The sequence below is a fragment of the Paenibacillus sp. P2(2022) genome (assembly GCF_029522175.1).
In the GTDB taxonomy this organism is placed as follows: domain Bacteria; phylum Bacillota; class Bacilli; order Paenibacillales; family Paenibacillaceae; genus Paenibacillus; species Paenibacillus polymyxa.
In genome coordinates this window covers 17,572-38,026 of record NZ_JAKWFI010000017.1, presented here as the reverse complement: position 1 = coordinate 38,026, position 20,455 = coordinate 17,572, and the positions used below count along the sequence as shown (strand labels likewise).

Genomic DNA, 20,455 nt, shown 5'->3' with positions numbered 1-20,455 from the left:
TATGTTGCAGTTGTTTACTTTACATACGTTCCGGTGCAGACACGCCCACCAGCTTCAGTACGTTGGCAATGGTCGTGCGGACCGCGCCAAACAACGCCAAGCGAGCTTGCGTTTGAGCGGCATCCTCCGTGATGACACGCTCTGCTTTATAGTAGCTGTGGAACATGGATGCCAGCTCGTAGACATAGCGAATCATACGATGCGGCGCAAAGTTTGCAGCTGCCACCGATACTTCCTCTGGCAACTCGCCAATTTTGCGCAACAAATCGTATTCATGCTCAGCCGTCAGCTTCGACAAGTCAACTTCTGCCAATGGCAGTACAGCAATACCCTGCTCTTCGGCTTGACGATATACGCTGCATGCACGTGCATGTGCATATTGCACGTAGAATACCGGATTCTCATTGGAGGTAGAAATCGCCAAATCCATATCAAAATCCAGATGCGAATCCATACTACGCATGGTGAAGAAGTAACGAATCGCGTCTACGCCCACTTCTTCCATCAGATCCTCCATCGTTACGGCCTTGCCAGTACGCTTGGACATTTTTACTTTTTCACCGTTTTGGAACAAGCTGACCATTTGGGCAATCAGTACTTTAAGCTTATCTGGGTCATTGCCCAGTGCTTCCATTGCGGCCTTCATCCGTGGAATATAGCCGTGGTGATCCGCTCCCCAGATGTTGATGATCGTGTCATACCCACGAGCATATTTGTCGCGGTGATAGGCGATATCCGGAGTCAGGTACGTATAAGTGCCGTCATTTTTGATCAATACGCGGTCTTTATCGTCACCATACTTAGTCGTGTTCAGCCAAGTAGCTCCGTCCTTATCATAAATTTCCTCACGGTCACGCAGCTCATTCAGTGCTTTAAGCACTTCACCGTTATCATACAGTGATGTTTCACTAAACCAGGAATCAAAAGGTACACGGAACCGCTCCAGATCACGCTTGATCTTATTCAGTTCCTTTTCCAGACCGTATTCACGGAAATAAGCGGCACGATCTCCTGGTTCCATAGACAACAAAGAATCGCCCTTCTCAGCCACCAGTTCCTTCGCAAACCCGATGATATCCTCACCATGGTATCCGTCCTCCGGCATCTCCGCAGGCTGTCCTAGCTCCTGCAAATAACGCGCTTCGATGGAACGGCTCATATTGTAAATCTGGTTCCCCGCATCATTAATGTAATATTCACGAGTGACTTGATATCCGGCAAAATCAAGCACATTACAGAGCGCATCCCCTACGGCTGCACCACGTGCATGGCCCAAGTGAAGACTCCCAGTCGGATTGGCGCTGACAAATTCGATCTGTACCTTTTTGCCCTCACCTACCTGTACACGACCGTAATCTGCTCCTTGCTCCTGTACTTGTCCGATCACTGCATAGAGGTAGCTCTTGTTCAGGCGAAAGTTAATAAAGCCTGGTCCCGCGATTTCCGCACTTTCAATAGAAGCGGAAGCTAAGTCCATATTCGCAATCAGATCTTCAGCGATTTGACGCGGATTCTTCTTCGCAATGCGAGTGAGCTGCATGGCTACGTTGGTAGCTAAGTCACCGTGTGACTTGTCCTTAGGTACCTCCAGCGTAATGGTCGGCAGCTCTTCGCGACCCACGATTCCAGCAGCCAGCACCGCTGCCTCGATTGCTGAGGTCACCTTTTGATTAATAAGTTCCAGTGGATTGCTTGTCATGATTGTTGCTCCTCCTGTATATGCAAACTGATGGCAAAATGCCCCGAGAAATCCTCAAATACGTATAGATCATAAGTCCAGCTCACTTGTCCGGTGAATCCATCCATCCGAATATCGAGCTTCTGCGTATGCGCAGACATGTTCAGGTTTAAATAAGGCGAGCGGTAAAATCCAGGCAACCTGCGTCCCAGCGCGAACGACTGCTCTGATTGTACCTCACCGTGACGAATCAGCTTTAGCTCATCCGGTCCGATCTTGACTGTGTTCCGTGTCGTACCGCCCTCAGGACTCTCTTGCGGCTCCTCGTACCTTATATATAGATGCTTCCCGCGAACGATTGCTTCTCCAGGAAGCTCCTGTACCACATCTTCTCCGTCATGATGACTATGAAGACGGATTCGAACCTTTGCATTGTGTGGCATGTGTTCAAACTCCATTCTATCGCTATCCTACTGTACTACTATATCCAGTTCCCGATTGCAATTCAAATGAGTTTTTACAAAAAGATGCTTTCGCCCTTAAAAAATTCAACTACTGTAGGTCAGCTACACTGGATGCCTGACTAAAACTTTCAATGAACCGGGAAGCCAAAGAAGACATGTATTTATCCTTCAACCAGACGGCAGCCACACGAGTGTGCAAATCTTCACACATAATTTCCTTAACAATTAAATGATTATTGCTGCCCAAAGACAATGCGGAGCTCGAAATCATGCCAATACCCAGCCCTTCGTTGGCCCAAAGAAGCGTGGTGCGGGCATCGTCATTTTTGCAAAAGTAGTTTGGCTCAAAGCCATGCTTCATACAGGTGTCGTGGATCAATTGCTCAAAACGACGATATACGATGAGTGGTCTGTTCTTCAGCTCAGCCAATGATATGCTCTTCTGTTCGGGACTCCAATCATGTTCTTCCGTCATCACTGCTACCATCGGCTCAGTGGACGCATATCTACACCCTAAATCAGTGGTATTAAAAGGAGTTCTGACGATACCGACCTCTACAATTCCTTTGTTCAGAAGATCGAGAATCCGGAAGGTATTTCCCTCATGTATTTCAAATTTTACACCCGCATAGGTTTTATGAAATTCGGAAAGCCTGTCTTTCATCAGGGTTGCCCCAGAGGAAGAAACCGTTCCAATGGTGAGCGTCCCCTTCATCCCCATGGCGAAATCGTTTATTTCCCTTGTCGTAGCATCCGTCAGCTCCAAAATCTGCTTGGCCCTGTTCCGTAAAATGATTCCCGCCTCTGTCAATTGAATGCTTCGTGAGCCTCGATGCACAAGCTTTACACCCAGCTCTTCCTCCAGCTGCATAAGCTGTTGACTTAAGGGAGGCTGTGCGATTTGCAGTTTTTTGGCTGCCGCTGTAATCTGTCCAGCGTCTGCAATCGCTAAAAAATACTTGAGATGTCTCAATTCCATCATGAACCTCCGGTCCTGATATATGTAAAACCTATATCTCTAATATATATTAAATATTATTCATATGGTTGGGGATATGCCATAATCATATTCAGATATGCAATTACAATAGAAAACTTTATACAATATTCAGGTTAGGTGATGGTTGATTTGCTGAAATTTGCTGTTTTTTTGAAACCCTATAAAAAGGAAACGATTCTTGGGCCTCTGTTTAAACTAATTGAGGCTATTCTGGAATTGTTGTTGCCTACTATGGTGGCTTTAATGATTAATCATGGCGTTGGTAAGGGAGACACCCATTATGTTTGGCAAATGGGTCTTTTAATGTTGCTCATGACTATACTGGGCTTTGGCAGTTCTCTAGTGTGCCAGTTTTACGCAGCCCGTGCTTCCCAAGGATTCGGAACCACACTGCGCAATACGATGTTTAAGCATATTTCATCGTTTTCTTATGCAGATCTCGATAAATTTGGTACGCCCTCTCTCATCAACCGAATTACGAATGATGTCAATCAGCTGCAAACAGCTGTAGCGATGTTGATTCGTCTGGTTATTCGTGCTCCTTTTATTTGTATCGGGGCGATCATCATGTCCATGATACTGGACTTCCGCCTTGCTTTGGTGCTGTTGGCGGCTACACCCGTTCTGGCTTTGATTCTGTATGTAGTCATTACGAAGGCTTCTCCGCTGTACCAGCTATACCAGAAAAAGCTCGATAAAATCGCTCTGGTGCTAAGCGAAAATCTCACAGGTGTAAGGGTTATCCGTGCATTTGCCAAAAGAGGAGCTGAACGAGTAAAGTTCAATACTGCCTCAGATGACCTGACCCAGACCGCTATTCGTGTCGGCCGTATTTCTGCTCTACTTAGCCCAGCCACCTTACTGGTGGTCAACGGAGCTATTATTGCCATTCTGTGGATCGGCGGTATCCATATCCAATATGGATCTCTTACACAAGGAGAGATTATTGCGTTTATTAATTACATTACGCAGATTTTACTGGCCCTGATTGTGGTGACGAATCTCATTATTCTGTTCACCAAGGCGGCCACTTCAGCCGCGAGAATTCAGGAGGTCCTAGACACGGAAGCTTCGATTTCCGATACTGCCAATTCTGCATCATTCGATCAGGGAAGAACGGGTAAAATCAGCCCAGTACCAGCCATCTCTTTTGATCATGTCTCCTTTGGCTACAATAAGACAGGACAACTGGCACTTAGCGATGTAGTCGTAGACATCTATCCCGGTGAAACGGTTGGAATCATAGGAGGAACAGGCTCGGGAAAATCCACCTTCGTGAATCTGATTCCCCGCTTCTATGATGCAGTAGAAGGTTGTGTACGTGTCGATGGCATCGACGTACGGCATTACAAGCTGGAGCAATTGCGGCAGAAAATCGGGATTGTTCCACAAAAGGCACTGCTGTTCACAGGGTCTATAGCGGATAATATCCGTTGGGGACATGAACATGCCACCGATGAGGAAGTCGCCCGGGCCGCCGCTATCGCGCAAGCGGATGAATTTATTTCTAACTTACCGGAAAAATTCGACGCCCCGATCATGCGAGGTGGACTTAATCTGTCAGGCGGCCAAAAGCAGCGACTTACCATTGCCAGAGCTATTGTAGGCAATCCGGAAATACTGATTTTGGATGATTCCTCAAGCGCACTTGATTTTGCAACTGATGCCGCCCTTCGGAAATCGCTTCGGGAAAATAGCACCCGCATGACTGTCCTGCTGGTCTCACAACGAGTAAGCAGTGTACAGCATGCCGATAAAATCATTGTATTTGATGAAGGCCGGATTGTCGGGATCGGCACACATGATCAGTTGATGAGCAGCTCGGAGGTATATCAGGAAATTAATCGCTCCCAGCTCTCAACGCAGGAGGTAGACCAATGAGTGGCAAGGAAACCTGGAGAAGATTGTTAACCTATGTGGGACAATATAAATCAACAACGTTTTGGGTCATCGTCAGTGCGATTCTCAGCGTGCTCGCCAGTCTGGTCGGACCCTATATGATTGGTCGGGCTATCGACCATATGGTGAATAAGGGAACGGTAGACTTTAGAGGTATTGCACAGATTTTAGCTGGACTAGGCGTTGTATATGTTGTAGGCAGTCTATTTAGTTGGCTGCTCACATATTTGACGAACCGCATTGCTTTTCAGACTGTAAATGATATGCGACGGGAGTTATTCGATCATTTTAATATCCTTCCGTTAAGCTTTCATGACAATCATCCGCAAGGAGATAGTATTAGCCGTTTTGTGAACGATATGGATGCCGTGTCGGATGGCTTGTTGCAGGGCTTTTCCACCTTGATCACCGGATTGATTACTATTGTTGGTTCGATTGTACTCATGCTGTATATCAGTCCAGTGATGACGCTGGTGGTATTAGTGTCTGCCCCCATCACATATGGCGTTGCACGGTTCATTACTACAAGATCGCAACGTATGTTCCGCGAACAGGCCAAAATTTTAGGAAGTCTGAACGGTTATGTGGAAGAAATGATTGGCGGACAGCGGGTAGTTACTGCCTTTCATTATGAAAATCGCTCGCTTGAGGAATTTTCCGCCCGAAACGAGCAATTGTATCAAGCGGGAGTTAAATCACAGTTTTATGGATCATTGTCCAATCCTTCTACCCGTTTGGTCAACAACATGACTTTTTCAGTCACCGCTATGATTGGCTGTATTTCGATCATTTTGGGTGGGATTTCGGTAGGCGGTTTATCGAGCTTTCTCATCTACACCAATTTGTTCGCCAAACCTTTTAATGAAATCACAGGGGTGCTGACTCAGTTTCAGGCTGCTACGGCTTCTGCTCAACGCATATTTGCTATTTTGGATTCGCCGCCGGAGCAACCGGAAAAATCGAACGCCGTACAGCTGGAGCGTAGCAAAGGCACGATTCTGTTTGATCATGTGAAATTTTCCTATAATCCGGAACGGACGCTCATCACGAACTTTAGTTTGGAGGTCAAGCCAGGCACCCGCGTAGCTATTGTTGGGCAGACTGGAGCAGGCAAAACCACACTCGTTAACCTGCTCATGCGCTTTTACGATGTGGACAGCGGTTCGATCTCCATCGATGGGGTGAATATCAACGATATGAGCCGGGACAGCCTGCGGACTAACTTTGGTATGGTGCTTCAGGATACATGGCTGTTCAGCGGAACGATTCGGGACAATATCGCTTACGGGAAGCCAGAGGCCACAGACGAAGAAGTTATCGCGGCTGCGACAGCTGCCAATGCGCATAGCTTTATCAAGCGCCTGCCTCATGGTTACGATACGGTCATCAGCGGGTCAGGCGACAGCCTGTCGCAAGGGCAAAAGCAGCTGCTCACCATCGCGAGAGTGATTCTCGTCGATCCACCTATGCTCATTCTGGATGAAGCAACCAGCAGCATAGACACCCTTACAGAAGCCCGTATCCAAAAGGCTTTTATGAAAATGATCGATGGACGCACCAGCTTCGTCATCGCCCACAGACTATCAACCATCCGCGAAGCGGATCTGATTTTATACATGAAAAACGGTGATGTCGTCGAAAGCGGTACCCATGAAGGACTGCTCGCAAGCGGCGGCCATTATGCCTCGCTTTATAACAGCCAGTTCACTACGGCCTAACATCGCAGTTATGGTAACAGGACGTTACGTTCGTAAAAAACGTTCTCCTTAAAAGTCGGTTGCTCTTATGCAACCGACTTTTTTGTTGTGGCACAGAAAGGAGCTATTGCTTATGTAATTCATATCCCTGCTCCCGTAGCGGTCGGATGATCAATCGGTTCGTCTTCCTGAAAATCACGCCGATACCACCAGCCGATCAGAACAGCAATGGTAGTCATAGCCGCAGCCAGCAAATACACCTGCACCATGCCGAATCGGTCAGCATACCAGCCCATGAATAATAAAGCCAGGCCAAAAGCGAGATTGGTAATTACATCAATCCCTGCCATCACTTTGGGTAGTTGGGCTGCCGGTGCACTGCTTTGTAGCAAGGTGCGGCGAATAATGCCCGCCATTTGAACAGGTAAGCCTGATACAGCAAAAAGAACAAGCGCAGCCACGGGAATGGTATTTAGCGCAAATACAATGGTAATCAGTACATACACCAGCAAAGCTCCGAGCATGTACAAAAAGCTGTTCTTTTGCAACCGTTTAACCAAGCCAACAACAATTAACCCACCCAAAATCGTGCCGGAGAAAAAGGACGCATTCATAAAGCCCCACCAGCTCTCATCACGATGCAACACTTGGCTGACGTACGCCAAAATAAATACACCGAGCCAGGAGACTCCCCCAATACTGTCCACGCTATCGACGATCATCAGAGAACGAATACGGCGGTTGTGCCAAATGATTTTCCAGCCTTCCCCAAGCTCTTTCCAATGGGAGCCTCTTTCCTTTTCCTTTGCGGGTTCTTCCGCATTTGTTGGGGAATTCGAAGCTTCAAGACCTAGGTGCTTCTGATCCAGCGGATCACGAATGAAGGACGTGACAGTTACAGCCACGAGATAACAACAGGAGGCAATTGCAAGCGTATTCAGGGAACCCAGCCAAGCCACAATAATTCCGCTTAATGCCCAGCCTGCACACCTTACCACCTGATCACTGACCGCTACCATGCCGTTGGCACGCATCAGTCCTTCACCCGTAGCCAAACGGGGTACAAGCGCATTACGCGCAGGATTGGTCCAGCCATCTAGGAAAGACATACCGAACACCATTACAAAAATAAACAGAAACGACCTCTGCTCAGGTACGATCCACAAATAAAGCAGCAGCAACGTAAAAATGACGAACTGCCCAAACTGGGAAAATAGAAGAACCTGCGTCAGCCGAAATCGACCGAGCACGATCGGTGCAACAAGCCCACTAAGCACTTGAGCTGACAACCGGAACAACGGGATTAAAATAGTCGTCATTAAGGAATTACTTGAACTGAACACCAACACCACCACACTCAACATATAGATGATATCTGCTGCGTTGGAGATCGTCTGAGACCCCAACAGGTAATAAAAAGAGCGTCTGATCAAAAAAGTTTCCCCCTCTTTGGTACATCGCCAATTTATGTATTTCCATAACCAAACCTCCCCTGTCGATTACAAATCTGTTAAATGTCTGGTTTTTTGTATGTTCTACACGCACCCTTAAATTTCCTTCTTTTATCTTAAAAGGAAATTCAGTGTCCACTATATTCTCATCCCTACTACGTTCTGATTTAACACAAAAAAAGCGTCTATAGCGCTCTTTTCGCTCTATACTGGCGATAAAGATCCCTACGACGCTTCTTAAAATGTTTACTTTGTTAAATCTTCCACAAATTTAGGCAGTACAAACGCTGCTTTGTGCAGACGCGGACTGTAATATCGAGTGTCCATCTCTGGAATTTGGTTCTCGTCCACTTCGAGCGGATCATATTTCTTGCTGCCCAATGTAAATGTCCATAGACCGCTTGGATAGGTTGGAATGTTTGCACCATACACACGCACAATCGGGAAAATCTCTTTTACATCTTTGTTGACCTTCTGAATCAGGTCAGCCTTGAACCAAGGATTATCCGTCTGCGCCACGAAAATGCCGTCTTCCTTCAGCGCCTCAAAAATACCTTGGTAAAACCCACGTTCGAACAGCGGCGCTGCCGGACCCACTGGCTCCGTCGAATCGACCATAATCACATCGTATTCATTTTTGTGTTCGATAATATGCATGTAACCATCATTGACCAGCACTTCCACATTAGGCTCGTCCAACTTCCCGGCAATTTCAGGTAAATATTTTTTAGAATATTCAATGACTTTACCGTCGATCTCAACCAATACAGCCTTTTCCACTTCAGGATGCTTGATGACCTCACGGATAACGCCGCCATCGCCGCCACCCACAACCAAAACCTTTTTCGGATTCGGATGTGTATTTAAGGCCGGATGCGCTACCATTTCGTGATATACAAACTCATCCTTAACCGTTGTCATCACCATGCCGTCCAGAACAAGCATATTGCCGAATTCCTCCGTCTCGATCATTGCCAGATCCTGAAAATCTGTTTTCTCAGAGACGTAGGTTTGTTTGATTTTTGCTGTAATGCCGAAAGAGGGAGTCTGCTTCTCCGTAAACCACAAGTCCATCATTCCAACCTTCTTTCTGATCAAAGTATGTGTCCGGCAATCCGGTAGCATAAACATGGACTTTCCCTTATAACTGCAACACGCAAACGCCGAGTTTGCTATATTTATTGTACCAAACACACTTGAATTTCACACTTTTTGCATTATAAGCGATACCTGAATGGACTGCAAAAGCATTTTTAGGGCTTAATCTTGTTTAAAATAGATACGTATGCGCATCTGATGAATAGACGCTTTCGGATTGACTATACTGAGAACATCAACTATGGAAGGAGGTGGCATGATGACCGATACTACCGGGCGGTCCTCCAAGCGTAAACCGCTTTGGCTTCGATGCTTTCAAGGGCTGATGTCTCTCACGATTCTGACGGTCATCGCCGCCTGCATTCTGCTCGCTTATTTGTACACAACCAGTCTTCCACTCGCCGATACAGATCGGAATTCACGTCTGCTCGATAGTCAGGGGCAAGTCATTGCTACCTTCTCTGCCGGAGGCAAGGAATCTATTCCTGTCCAGCTTGATCATATTTCGCCCGATTTAATAGCAGCTACACTGGCTGTGGAAGACCGGAAGTTTTACGATCATTTTGGCTTTGATTTCAAAGGCCTGGGCCGGGCAGTAATCGTTAATTTGACCCGCTGGGATATGTCACAGGGGGCCAGCACGCTGACTCAGCAGCTTGCGCGCAATCTGTACTTATCTCACGAGAAAACCTGGACGCGCAAGGCCAAAGAGGCCATCTATACTGCACAGCTTGAAATGAAGTATTCCAAGGATGAGCTGCTGCAAATGTATTTGAATGAAATTTACTATGGCCATGGGGCCTATGGCATTGAGGCGGCCTCGCAAATGTATTTCGGTAAATCCGCAAAGGATCTGGATTTGGCCGAAAGCGCCCTATTGGCAGGTATTCCGAAAGGACCGACCTACTATTCACCCTATAATCATATGAAAAACGCAAAGGATCGGCAGAAAATTGTACTGGACTCTATGGCACTCATCGGTAAAATTACACCAGCTGAAGCCAGCAAGGCCTATGAGGAAATACTGCCCTTGCGGCCCGAGAGCCAGCGTCGGACAGTGGAAGCCGCCCCCTGGTTTCGCGATTACGTTCGCCAACTAGCGACTCATCAACTTGGGATTGGCGAAGCGGTGCTTGAGCATGGCGGGCTAAGCATTTATACGACGCTGGACATGCACATGCAACAGGCAGCCGAGGCGGCTGTCAATGAGGGCATGAAGAACAGCAACGGACTGGAAACTGCATTAATCTCTATGGACCCGCGTAACGGACATGTCAAGGCTATGGTCGGCGGAACGAACTATGTAGGGAATCAATATAACCATGCGCTAGCCACAACCCGGCAGCCAGGCTCCTCTTTCAAGCCGATCATGTATCTCAGCGCGCTCGATTCCGGTGAATTGACAAGTACGTCTAAGTTCGAAAGCCGACCAACGTTGTTCCACTACGACAACAACCGTAAAACTTATAAGCCCAAAAATTTTGGAGACAAATATTGGGGCGAAATAGATCTACGGCGCGCCATTGCGGCGTCTGATAATATTTATGCCGTCAGCACCATTTTGCAGGTGGGAGCGGATAAGGTCATGGACCTCGCCAGCAAAATGGGCATTACGAGCGAGCTCAAGCCCGTGCCTTCGCTGGCATTAGGCGTGTCGCCCGTCAGCCCGTTCGAGATGGCCTCGGCCTTCTCGGTCATCAGCAGCGGCGGGCAAAAGGTGGCTCCGGTAGCGGTGCTGCGCATCACCGATGCGGCCGGACGATCGCTGTACGAAGCACCGCAGGCCGCACCTGTGCAGGTCGTGAAGCCCGCCTCCGCCTATGTCCTCACACGCCTCATGGAAGGCGTGTTTGAAGAAGGCGGCACCGGTAACCGGGTCGCGAAGCTGATCAAACGCCCGGTTGCCGGCAAGAGCGGCACGACCAACACGGACGCATGGATGGTCGGCTTCACCCCCGAGCTATCCACCGCTGTTTGGGTTGGATATGACAAAGGCAAGGCCATCAGCACGCAGGATGCCCGGCGGGCGGCACCGATTTTCGCACAATATACAGAAAAAGCGCTGGAGAATGTGCCGCCCAAAATCTTCCCGATCCCTGACGGCGTAGTCAGCGCCTATATTGATCCGGCCAGCGGCAAGCTGGCTGCGCCGGACAGTCCCGACAAGCGGCTGGAGGTATTCGTTAGCGGTACCGAGCCGAAAGAGACCCTATCGGGGCAGAATAACCCACAGGCATCGGCACCTACTGACCAAGCGGAACGGCAGGCCGAAAAAAAATCCTGGTGGGGCAATTTTAAGCGATGGTGGATGGAGTAATAGCAAAGAAAGACTGGGAAACGCCATGATGCGCTCTCCCAGTCTTTTTTTATCTTTACTTCACTTATTTCATTCGCCCATTATAGCTCTCTTGCCAGTGCCATCAGCCATTCCCCAGTTAAGCCCCGCTCTTCCCTAAAGCTGCGCTATTACCAAAAACAACTAAACGACTCAATACGGTTGGTGTCTACACCATAGTAAAACCAAAAACGTCCACTCCACCGAAAACCCGCTACCGATGTTCTGCCTACAAAGACAGGGTACATCCAGAAACGCTCTCCGTTCGTCAGCCATACAAACGTATTGCGGAACAAACAACCGAAAATGGCTCCAGGGTCAACCGCAAATGTTGAAACTAGCGGCTTTGGTGGCGTAAATGGTGGTGGTGGGGAAGTTGGTGCTTGAGCTTGTTGCCCACCTTGCGGACCGAACGGCCCTTGCGGCGGCGGTGAGAAAGGCTGTGGCGAAAAGGGGCCTGGCCCTGGTGGCGGACCTACCGGAGACGGAAACGAATCCTGTATATCAGGAAATTGTGGAATCGAAGGACCTGACGGTGTGAATGGACCCGGAGTACCCGGTTGCGTTCCGAAAGGAACTTGTGGCAGTAAAGACATGTGTTTCACTCCTTGTGTTCTAGGCTGATGTATCCTATGCGGGACATCAGCCCGTGGACTGGGCGAATCCCTATATCGCCGCCAAACTCCGTCATTTCGTCCTTTTATACCAAAATTTCTTATATCTCAACCCGGTTAACTCCCCGTCTAGACATGCTCCAGCTCAATTTCATGCACCATTTTGATCTCGACTCGTTTCCTAATCTCATCATACTGTTCCAGCAACCGGTGCTCATACCCCAAATGTTCGTTCATCCAACCTATCATAGAGTCATCCTTATGCTCCGTCGACCAGCTAAACAAATCGCTATAGATTTGAGCAAATGATTCCTCGTTACAGCGAGCGAACCGGATTGGCCGAGCTCTATAGCTGAGCTTTAGTTCCAACATTTCATATAACACATCCAAGCGGTACTCCAATGCCTGTACACCTGCTTTGAATACATCGTAGCTTTTTATATCCTGAATAAGCTCTCTAAAGGTCAACCCTACATGCTGCATAGCAATATAAGACCACACACAACTTCCCGTAGCCGTTCCATGAGCCTCCCAAAGCGGATTCCACAAAATAGATCGGATCGTATCCTTCTGCTTTTCTCCAAACAATGCAATTCCAGCAATAATTCCCGCATTACAGTCTACGGAAGCATGCCGCTCTCCCCAATGCACCAATCGCGGAACCATATCCTCTGTAGTACATTTAAAGCTCAGTAGAGGTAAGAATTCATTAAACAGATTTTGATTTACTGCTTTTTCCAATTCAGTCGCCAATCGTTCACGAAACGATTCGCATGGAAGATGTACGAGCCCCAAACAAGCATCCACGGATGCTGCCCCATAGGGCCCGTTCAACCATGCGACGAGATCAGCCGCAGCTTCCACATAACCCAAATAACCTAACACATGCAGCACACCATCAGGTATATGTTCCTGGGATGTCTGATTTCGAACGTAACGCTCGTACATATCCTGCGCCAGAGCAACATCTCCGCATCTCATGATCGGCCCAAGTAACAAACCCCTAACATAGTGATCAGGATCTTCTACAAAAAGCCAATATAACTCCCAAGCATCCTCCGCGGTTCCGTATTGGGCAACTACATCCGTATAGGCCGAAATAATGCTGGCGTCCAGTTTCCTGCCTGAACCCACCATCTCAATAAGCTTTGCTGTCGCATCTATCATCTGGTTTCCCCTTCCCAGTTATGCCTATCTTTCTTTATGAAGTACTTCTCTAATCATGAATATTTCTATTACTAAAGAGAAAAAATGTTATCATCTATAATCCACTCAAGGGAGCTGATCTGATGCAGGATTCTAGTCCAAAAATCACAACGTTTTTCATGTTCCCCGGTCAAGCAGAGGAAGCCATGCAATATTATACCTCTGTATTTAAGCCGTCTGGTATCATGAGCATTTTTCATCAGGAAGATGGGACCGTGTTACATGCCGTATTCAACCTCAAAGGGCAAACCTTTATGGCCATAGATTATAACCATCAGGACAAACACTCTTTTACTCCAGCTTTATCGCTATTCGTCACTTGTGATTCGGAAGAAGAAATTCATCGTGTGTTTGGTCAGCTATCTCAGGAAGGCCGAGTTTTGATGCCCCTTGAAGCCTCGCCCGTAAGCCAACAGTTTGGCTGGGTCGAAGATAAATACGGTGTTTCATGGCAATTGAATTTGGCAAAAGGGTAATCGACCTATTTTACTTAGCAATACACCATCCTGCATCTTTTTTTGGTATTATTACATGTAGTAGGTGCTAATAAAAGGATGTGTATTTATTGTATACTGCCGATTGTGAAAAATGTTTTGGTTTATGCTGTGTCGCCTTGCCTTATGCCAAATCTGCTGATTTTGCCTTTAACAAGGATGGAGGAACTCCCTGTCAACATCTAAATGCGGATTATCGCTGTGACATTCATAAGAACCTGAGGAATAAAGGCTTGCGAGGCTGTACAGTATATGATTGCTTTGGGGCAGGTCAAAGAATTTCCCAAGTTACATACAACGGAAAAAGCTGGCGAGACGACCCGGCAATAGCTGATGAAATGTTCAATCTATTTCCCATCATGCAGCAGCTTTATGAAATGCTCTATTACCTAAATGAAGCCCTCAGCTTACAAGAAACTCACTCCATCTATACCGAGTTACAAGAAGCAATGGCGAAAACCGAGCAGCTTACGGATCAAGATCCAAAATCCCTCATAGATCTTCATGTACCCACCCATAGGGCGCTAGTCAATGATTTACTTGTACAAACAAGTGAGTTAGTGCGAGAAAAATGTAAGAAAAACATGGAGAACCATAAACTGAGTAAAAAAATCAAAAGTAGAGACCTGATCGGTGCCAATTTAAGAGGCGCTAATCTGAGAGGTGCCAACCTGAGAGGCGTTCTACTGATTGCTGCTGACCTGCGAGAAGCTGATTTGAGCATGACTGACCTCATCGGGGCAGACTTTAGAGATGCTGATTTAAGTGGGGCTAATCTGGAGGGAAGTATCTTTCTTACACAAGCGCAATTAAATTCGGCTAAAGGCAATTGTAAGACCAGGCTGCCCTCGTCTCTAAGCGTTCCCAGCCATTGGCTGCATTAGTTTTATTCGTAAGCAACAATACTTACCTAAACGAAAAAGAAGTAGACCGCCCTCGACAAGGTACCGATCTACTTCTGATATTTTAATGTTCACCCCGTAACTTCACTCGTCCGGTGCATATGGCTCTGTGGTGCTTTCCTGATAAAACAGACTTGTTCCTTACATCCATAACGAATAGTAGATCCAGTATCCTCATAATAGCCCATATCTTCGAAATTCGCTGGCTTTGTGGCTTCAATAAGATTTAGCAAATCCTGCGCGACTTCTGCTATAGAGTCTTTCTCAGTATCTCCCCCTATAGCTGGACCACCCGGCCCCTCGTATGCAGTTAATATCCAGCTTTGCCCAGTCGAATTTGTTGCTTTAATTATGTACCCATATACGATTCCCCTAGTCTCCGGCTTAAAGCTGCATACTGCTCTGCGTTGGTGTCTGAAAATGCTTCTTCCCGGTTGGATTGTACATGCTGATACTGTGGAAGGCTTGAAAATTGTGACTCCGTAAAATCTATAATATCCTCACCGATTCGGTTGTAATAATGCCAGCCGCTGTCCAGCCATGTCTTCAAAATATCACCACCAAGCCTGTCCTGAACGACAAGCGCTGTGACACCACATTGTCCGGCGGCAGGATTCTTGGCTGTCCATTTAGAGCTAGACTCCAAAGACCAAGCCTGAAACAACGCCTTTTCTAATTTTAAAATACGGTTTGCATTCAATATACATTTCCCCTTTCACAACCATTCTACATTATCCTAAACTGGACTTACTTATTAAAAGAAAAGACCAACCAAGATCTCCTGGTTAGTCTTCTTCTACATATTTTACCTTTACATTCAAAGAATTTTTTCTATGAGCATGATAGTAGAAAACAAAAATGCTAACTATGCTTTCAAGTGAACTCTTAATACAGGTACATCTGGAGAAGCAGATGGATTATCCAGTATTTCGACATGGCTGATCATATCTTGCCCGTCTGGAACGATTACTGGAGTAATTACAGGTAATCCACCCTGTTGAATTGCATCTAGATCAAATTCCATCAATAATTGCCCTGCTTTAATGCTATCTCCTACTTGAACTTTAGGATTAAATCCCTGTCCTTTGAGGGAAACGGTATTAATGCCGACATGTATCAAAACTTGTACGCCAGATTCATGTTCAATAATGAGAGCGTGTTTGCTTTTCTCCATAACATGAGCAACTTTTCCCGCGAAAGGAGCGGTGACCCTACCCTCAGACGGATGAATAGCGATGCCATCCCCCATAGCTTTTGTCGAGAATGCAGGATCTGGAACCTCTTCCAGAGAAACCACTTTTCCTTTAACCGGCGCTACCATGTCGAATTGTTCAATACGGGGAGCCGCCTTCTTTTTCAACCATTTAAACATAACGATGCCACCTTATTTAGAGATTACATTCATAAACAGCGATAGGAAAAAACTTCATCTTTTTAGGAACCGGTTCCACGAATTAAATAAAAACCGGATTGAAACCGATTTCTATTTGAATTATAGTGAATGCCTTTCCATGATGTCAAGGCGATGATGTTCATAACTTACATGAAAAGGAAGTAGACTACTATTTTATTGTCCGGTACATATTTTATGAGGTCAGAAAACTAACAATTGAAGGCATCATAGAGCTTAAATAGAGATTCCAATTCGGTTCTTCTTACAGGAAAAAGCAGCCTACAGTGGCTGCTTTTCTACAATACTGTTACTTCGTTAACGCTAGGCTTACCCTTCCAGCGCCTGCTTCAATTCCTCAGGCGAAGCGTCCCACCATTCCTGATTATGTGAAATCAGCAGGCTTCTGAGCGCTGCTTTATCTTCGCTGCCGAGATCATCCAGCATGAAACGGCGCTTGAGTGCATAATCCATACGATTAACATGATCGGCAAGAATTTTCCAGCCGCGTTTGGCTTCGTCGTCAATCAGCATCTCGCAGGCCGTCGCGCCACCATACATACGTCCTTCGGGCGTACGGTCCACAGCTACCCATACCAGCCATACCTGGCGTCCGTTCGGTACGTCCTCTTTATTCGTAGAGAACTTGATTCCACGTTCTACTTTACTTTTGGCATGCATGGCACCGACATCAATTTTCGCCTCTCCGCGGTCAATGATGACCGGGGACATGCTGTTCAGGTCGATTGAGCCTGCGCCGAAGCCCTTATGTTTACTCTTGCCACTGACAATATTCAGTGCAATCTGCTTTTTGCCGTCCGGTTGATTTTCACTCATGCGTCACTAGACCTCCAATTTCCGTCTTCACACTCATTCTACACTATAAATATTTTAACTAATAATCTCCCGAAAGCAAACATATACATGCTGTAGATGCTTGTCAACGGGAGGTATCCATTGTATGACCCCAGCACGCACCAAAATCGTTTTATTGTCCACACTAGCCCTCGGACTCCTCGCAGGGACGTTATGGTTTGCCTGGCAACCCCAATCGCAATCCGTCTCTCAGTCCGCAGGCAAACCACTATACGGCTCCGAGTCTGAGTCTGCGCTTGCGCCAAATATGGGCAAGCCTCTAGGGGCCAACATCATGCCCGATCTGCCCAAGAACCCTCCACAGCCCGCTTCGGAAATTCTCAGCAAACGGGTGGTGGAATATCACATTGATGTATCTCTGGAAAAAGGACGGGTTTTGCGAGGCACTGAGACACTGACCTGGAGGCATCCGGGTAAGAAAACTGTGAATGATCTGTATCTTCATCTATACCCGAATGCCTTCTCTTCCATGGAAACCACCTTTATGAAAGAATCCGGCGGAAAGCTGCGCGGAGACACCATGCCTAAGGATGGCTTTGGCTCCATGACGCTGACCGAACTAAAAACAGAAGACGGTTTATCTCTCATGCACCGCACTCAATATGTACAACCAGATGACGGTAACGCAAGCGACCGTTCGCTCATAAAGGTGCGTCTACCCAAGCCGGTACGAGGTGGCGAAGAAATCACACTATATATGAAGTTTGAAGTCAAACTGCCTGGCATTTTTGCTCGTATGGGTGCGACAGATGATTTTGTAATGGCTGGACAGTGGTTTCCAAAGCTCAGCGTCTATGAGACTGCAGGACAACGTGGACGCGCCGAAGAGGGCTGGAACCTCCATCAGTACCATGGCAACTCCGAGTTCTATGCCGACTTTGGAATTTACAGTATACGGATTCGGGTGCCTGAAACACACATCGTAGCAGCGACCGGTTTTCCCACCCGTGGTGCAGTACGACAGAACGGCCAGAAAATATATCAATTTTATGCCGATGATGTACACGATTTTGCCTGGTCTGCTTCACCCAACTTTGTAGCCGTAGAAGAACCCTTCTCTTCTACTGAGGTTCCTGGTGTCAAAATCAAGCTCTATCTGGACCCGTCCCATAAGGAACTCAAAGGACGTTACATGAGCGCAGCCAAGGCTGCCCTTTCGTACTACAGCAAATGGTACGGGCCTTATCCATATTCCACTCTATCCATCGTCGTTCCACCCAAAACAGGCAGTGGAGCCGGCGGCATGGAATATCCGACACTCATCACGGCCGCAGCTGCGGACCAACTGAATCCTGGCTATAATCTGGAACGGACGCTGGTTCATGAAATTGGGCATCAATATTTCTACGGAATGGTAGCCAACAATGAATTTGAGGAGCCTTGGCTGGATGAAGGCTTCACCTCCTATGCAGAGGAACGGCTCATGGAACAAGAATATGGGCTTACCCCCAACTTGCCATTACAATCGGGACAGGTAGCTTCCCCACAGCCGCTAAACCGCGAATCCTGGAAGTACGGATCGGCGGCTGAGTATGCGCAAAATGCCTATTCACGAGGTAAATTAGTACTACGAGGTATTGAGCGTCAGGTGGGTATGAAAAAAATGGACCGGATTATGCGGACCTACGTCCAGACTTATCGATTCAAGCATCCGACCTCACAGGATTTTCAACATGTCGTGGAGAGAGTGACCGGACGATCATGGAGCCACTATTTTGAACAATATGTATATGACGGCCAGATGGCGGATTTTTCAGTCGATCGCATCATGAACCACAAGCTGGAGAATGGATACGAAGCAGTCGTGACGCTCAGCAAAAAAGGAGCAGATTATCCCAAAATCCCTGTTCAATTTACCTTCAAGGATGGCACAACGATATTCAAGGCATGGGATGGTGCGGGCAAAAGTACAACTTTCCGACTCAAAAGCGCTTCCCCCGTGTCCTATGTGACTGTAGATCCTCTATACACTATTGCACTGGAGAACAAGCATATTAATAATAGCCTGAAGGCTGAATTGGATGAAAAACAACAAACCCGTTGGAGTGTAAGTGTAACCAAGCTGTTGGAGACACTGCTTGGAAGTCTGTCATGGTGAGGTGTCTATAGATGCGGACTGTTATAAAAGAAGGCTGGGCGCTGGTACGCATACGCTTTTATATCGTTATCATTTTATTTCTGTATCGTCTGCTGTGGGGAGTATTTCTCTATAGGCTGGTACAGTCTGCCGTTATCCCGCTGCTGCTACGTTATCCTGATCAGAGCCAAAACGAACTGGGAAAGACCTTGTTTTGGATGGAGGGCCAGATCGCCTTGATGGACAGCCGGGAAGTACATATGTACTTGTGGATATTACTAGGGGCGACCGTATTGCGCATACTAATCACTCCCTTCATTAGAGCTGGCATATATCAAAGCCTGCATACCGATGCGTCTGAACCGCAAAGCCTGTCCTTCTTCAAGGGGATGAAACGCCACGGTATGTCATCGCTATTGTATTACATCATCGAGTTGGGTTTGCTGCTGCTTCCCGCCTTTTGGGTGGTACCGAGACTCTATCCTATTGTAGTAGGAACGTTGCAATCTTCCTCTTACCTGCTACATTTGTTGCCCTATGCCATGGGGTGGATAGCTTACGGTTGGGTCATTCGGCAGTGCATCCTGTATATGCAGTTGGGCACTGTCAGTGGTCACACCATACTATCCTCCCTGCTCGCCTTCTTTCGCCAGCTTCTTCCGGCTGTTGGTGTATCCCTGTTGCTCGGTACTTGTGTGTTGCTAGTTTTCGGTCTATTTGGCACCGTGGCGATGATTTGGACGGGTATGTTGGCACTGATTCTCCAGCAATCGTATCATTTTGTTACCAGTCTGGTCAGGCTGTGGCATATCAGTTCACAGTATCGGCTATGGCACATCGATATCTCCAGCAGAGGCTAACCCCTCACAATATCCTCTCTCCTGCATTTTCAGCTGTCGAAAAAACTTTTTTCTTTCCCGTGCAAACGGCACATAACTGAATACTGTTAACAGAATCTGTTCCTAGAGCGTTAGGGACAGATTTTTTTTGTAACTTTTTGCGATGAAACATTTGCCAAAGCCTGCTGTCTTTGTTACAATAATCGCAGTGAACTGATAGTAACAACTTTGTAATCTTTATTGTAACCTTTATCTTAAAAACATCGTTGTCGTGAATACTGCTCTCCAAGGTGCACATCTTAAGTTAAGCCTAATTCCTGGCACCTAGGAAGCGGGGGAACCAGTTTGGGTGAATTGATCTCGCAACAGAGTGGTCATAGGGGAACCTTCTACCGAATCCTTAAGCTAACCTCGCAGGCATTGGAAGGGGTATAT

17 protein-coding genes and 1 riboswitch are annotated in these 20,455 nt (G+C 47.0%); of the genes, 7 read left to right on the top strand and 10 right to left on the bottom strand.

All coding sequences use genetic code 11. The annotated features are described in order from the left end of the window. Positions 1-19 precede the first annotated feature (19 nt). From argS to MMB75_RS25225, 3 genes are all read right to left on the bottom strand, one after another. Complete coding sequence (gene argS, locus MMB75_RS25235) at positions 20-1,699, bottom strand: arginine--tRNA ligase (RefSeq protein WP_016818563.1); 1,680 nt, start codon at positions 1,697-1,699, stop codon at positions 20-22. Continuing rightward, the gene (locus tag MMB75_RS25230) at positions 1,696-2,136 is read right to left on the bottom strand and encodes a YwiB family protein (RefSeq protein ID WP_016818562.1); all 441 of its coding nucleotides are present in this window, start codon (positions 2,134-2,136) and stop codon (positions 1,696-1,698) included. The genes argS and MMB75_RS25230 overlap by 4 nt, the downstream gene beginning before the upstream one ends. 94 nt (positions 2,137-2,230) lie before the next feature. After that, positions 2,231-3,121 (bottom strand): LysR family transcriptional regulator, encoded by an 891-nt coding sequence (locus MMB75_RS25225; RefSeq protein ID WP_016818561.1) that lies wholly within the window; start codon positions 3,119-3,121, stop codon positions 2,231-2,233. A 150-nt stretch (positions 3,122-3,271) separates the two neighbouring features. Between MMB75_RS25225 and MMB75_RS25220 the strand changes: the two genes are divergently transcribed. Both MMB75_RS25220 and MMB75_RS25215 read left to right on the top strand, forming a co-directional pair. Next, positions 3,272-5,023 (top strand): ABC transporter ATP-binding protein, encoded by a 1,752-nt coding sequence (locus tag MMB75_RS25220; RefSeq protein WP_019685770.1) that lies wholly within the window; start codon positions 3,272-3,274, stop codon positions 5,021-5,023. Continuing rightward, the gene (locus MMB75_RS25215) at positions 5,020-6,759 is read left to right on the top strand and encodes an ABC transporter ATP-binding protein (protein ID WP_017427233.1); all 1,740 of its coding nucleotides are present in this window, start codon (positions 5,020-5,022) and stop codon (positions 6,757-6,759) included. Before MMB75_RS25220 ends, MMB75_RS25215 begins: the two co-directional genes overlap by 4 nt. Before the next feature lie 119 nt (positions 6,760-6,878). On the opposite strand, the gene MMB75_RS25210 is transcribed toward MMB75_RS25215, so the two are convergent. Both MMB75_RS25210 and speE read right to left on the bottom strand, forming a co-directional pair. After that, the gene (locus MMB75_RS25210; protein WP_016818558.1) at positions 6,879-8,171 is read right to left on the bottom strand and encodes an MFS transporter; all 1,293 of its coding nucleotides are present in this window, start codon (positions 8,169-8,171) and stop codon (positions 6,879-6,881) included. Between the two features lie 264 nt (positions 8,172-8,435). Continuing rightward, positions 8,436-9,263 carry a polyamine aminopropyltransferase gene (gene speE / locus MMB75_RS25205; RefSeq protein WP_017427232.1) on the bottom strand — a complete coding sequence of 276 codons (828 nt, stop codon included), beginning with the start codon at positions 9,261-9,263 and terminating at the stop codon, positions 8,436-8,438. 283 nt (positions 9,264-9,546) lie between these two features. On the opposite strand from speE, the gene MMB75_RS25200 reads away from it, so the two are divergent. Further along, positions 9,547-11,604: a transglycosylase domain-containing protein gene (locus tag MMB75_RS25200; RefSeq protein ID WP_016818556.1), complete on the top strand. Its 2,058-nt coding sequence runs from the start codon at positions 9,547-9,549 to the stop codon at positions 11,602-11,604. Positions 11,605-11,753: 149 nt separating this feature from the next. Here the strand turns inward: MMB75_RS25200 and MMB75_RS25195 are convergent, their stop codons facing one another. Both MMB75_RS25195 and MMB75_RS25190 read right to left on the bottom strand, forming a co-directional pair. Beyond that, complete coding sequence (locus MMB75_RS25195; protein WP_162835286.1) at positions 11,754-12,218, bottom strand: transporter; 465 nt, start codon at positions 12,216-12,218, stop codon at positions 11,754-11,756. Between the two features lie 147 nt (positions 12,219-12,365). Further along, on the bottom strand, positions 12,366-13,403 hold the full coding sequence (locus MMB75_RS25190; protein ID WP_016818554.1) for a hypothetical protein: 1,038 nt from the start codon (positions 13,401-13,403) through the stop codon (positions 12,366-12,368). A gap of 122 nt (positions 13,404-13,525) precedes the next feature. Between MMB75_RS25190 and MMB75_RS25185 the strand changes: the two genes are divergently transcribed. Beyond that, positions 13,526-13,918 carry a VOC family protein gene (locus MMB75_RS25185; RefSeq protein WP_016818553.1) on the top strand — a complete coding sequence of 131 codons (393 nt, stop codon included), beginning with the start codon at positions 13,526-13,528 and terminating at the stop codon, positions 13,916-13,918. An 89-nt stretch (positions 13,919-14,007) separates the two neighbouring features. Beyond that, entirely contained in the window at positions 14,008-14,820 is an 813-nt protein-coding gene (locus MMB75_RS25180; protein WP_016818552.1) for a pentapeptide repeat-containing protein, read from the top strand. Between the two features lie 367 nt (positions 14,821-15,187). Here the strand turns inward: MMB75_RS25180 and MMB75_RS25175 are convergent, their stop codons facing one another. From MMB75_RS25175 to MMB75_RS25165, 3 genes are all read right to left on the bottom strand, one after another. Then, the gene (locus tag MMB75_RS25175) at positions 15,188-15,538 is read right to left on the bottom strand and encodes a YunG family protein (protein WP_016818551.1); all 351 of its coding nucleotides are present in this window, start codon (positions 15,536-15,538) and stop codon (positions 15,188-15,190) included. A 165-nt stretch (positions 15,539-15,703) separates the two neighbouring features. Beyond that, on the bottom strand, positions 15,704-16,210 hold the full coding sequence (locus MMB75_RS25170) for a PTS sugar transporter subunit IIA (RefSeq protein ID WP_016818550.1): 507 nt from the start codon (positions 16,208-16,210) through the stop codon (positions 15,704-15,706). A 348-nt stretch (positions 16,211-16,558) separates the two neighbouring features. After that, entirely contained in the window at positions 16,559-17,065 is a 507-nt protein-coding gene (locus MMB75_RS25165; RefSeq protein ID WP_016818549.1) for a YwhD family protein, read from the bottom strand. A 124-nt stretch (positions 17,066-17,189) separates the two neighbouring features. On the opposite strand from MMB75_RS25165, the gene MMB75_RS25160 reads away from it, so the two are divergent. Beyond that, complete coding sequence (locus MMB75_RS25160; RefSeq protein ID WP_016818548.1) at positions 17,190-19,202, top strand: M1 family metallopeptidase; 2,013 nt, start codon at positions 17,190-17,192, stop codon at positions 19,200-19,202. 11 nt (positions 19,203-19,213) lie between these two features. Next, positions 19,214-20,041, top strand: coding sequence for a hypothetical protein (locus MMB75_RS25155; protein WP_016818547.1), 828 nt, complete (start codon positions 19,214-19,216; stop codon positions 20,039-20,041). Positions 20,042-20,317: 276 nt separating this feature from the next. Continuing rightward, positions 20,318-20,455, top strand: a riboswitch (cyclic di-AMP (ydaO/yuaA leader).

Bases quoted from the DNA above. Each gene is read 5' to 3' on its own strand.
- speE (WP_017427232.1), bottom strand. From the start codon at position 9,263: ATGGACTTGTGGTTTACGGAGAAGCAGACTCCCTCTTTCGGCATTACA.
- MMB75_RS25230 (WP_016818562.1), bottom strand. From the start codon at position 2,136: ATGGAGTTTGAACACATGCCACACAATGCAAAGGTTCGAATCCGTCTT.
- MMB75_RS25215 (WP_017427233.1), top strand. From the start codon at position 5,020: ATGAGTGGCAAGGAAACCTGGAGAAGATTGTTAACCTATGTGGGACAA.
- MMB75_RS25185 (WP_016818553.1), top strand. From the start codon at position 13,526: ATGCAGGATTCTAGTCCAAAAATCACAACGTTTTTCATGTTCCCCGGT.
- MMB75_RS25170 (WP_016818550.1), bottom strand. From the start codon at position 16,210: ATGTTTAAATGGTTGAAAAAGAAGGCGGCTCCCCGTATTGAACAATTC.
- MMB75_RS25165 (WP_016818549.1), bottom strand. From the start codon at position 17,065: ATGAGTGAAAATCAACCGGACGGCAAAAAGCAGATTGCACTGAATATT.
- MMB75_RS25155 (WP_016818547.1), top strand. From the start codon at position 19,214: ATGCGGACTGTTATAAAAGAAGGCTGGGCGCTGGTACGCATACGCTTT.
- MMB75_RS25200 (WP_016818556.1), top strand. From the start codon at position 9,547: ATGACCGATACTACCGGGCGGTCCTCCAAGCGTAAACCGCTTTGGCTT.
- MMB75_RS25160 (WP_016818548.1), top strand. From the start codon at position 17,190: ATGACCCCAGCACGCACCAAAATCGTTTTATTGTCCACACTAGCCCTC.
- MMB75_RS25190 (WP_016818554.1), bottom strand. From the start codon at position 13,403: ATGATAGATGCGACAGCAAAGCTTATTGAGATGGTGGGTTCAGGCAGG.
- MMB75_RS25195 (WP_162835286.1), bottom strand. From the start codon at position 12,218: ATGTCTTTACTGCCACAAGTTCCTTTCGGAACGCAACCGGGTACTCCG.
- argS (WP_016818563.1), bottom strand. From the start codon at position 1,699: ATGACAAGCAATCCACTGGAACTTATTAATCAAAAGGTGACCTCAGCA.
- MMB75_RS25225 (WP_016818561.1), bottom strand. From the start codon at position 3,121: ATGGAATTGAGACATCTCAAGTATTTTTTAGCGATTGCAGACGCTGGA.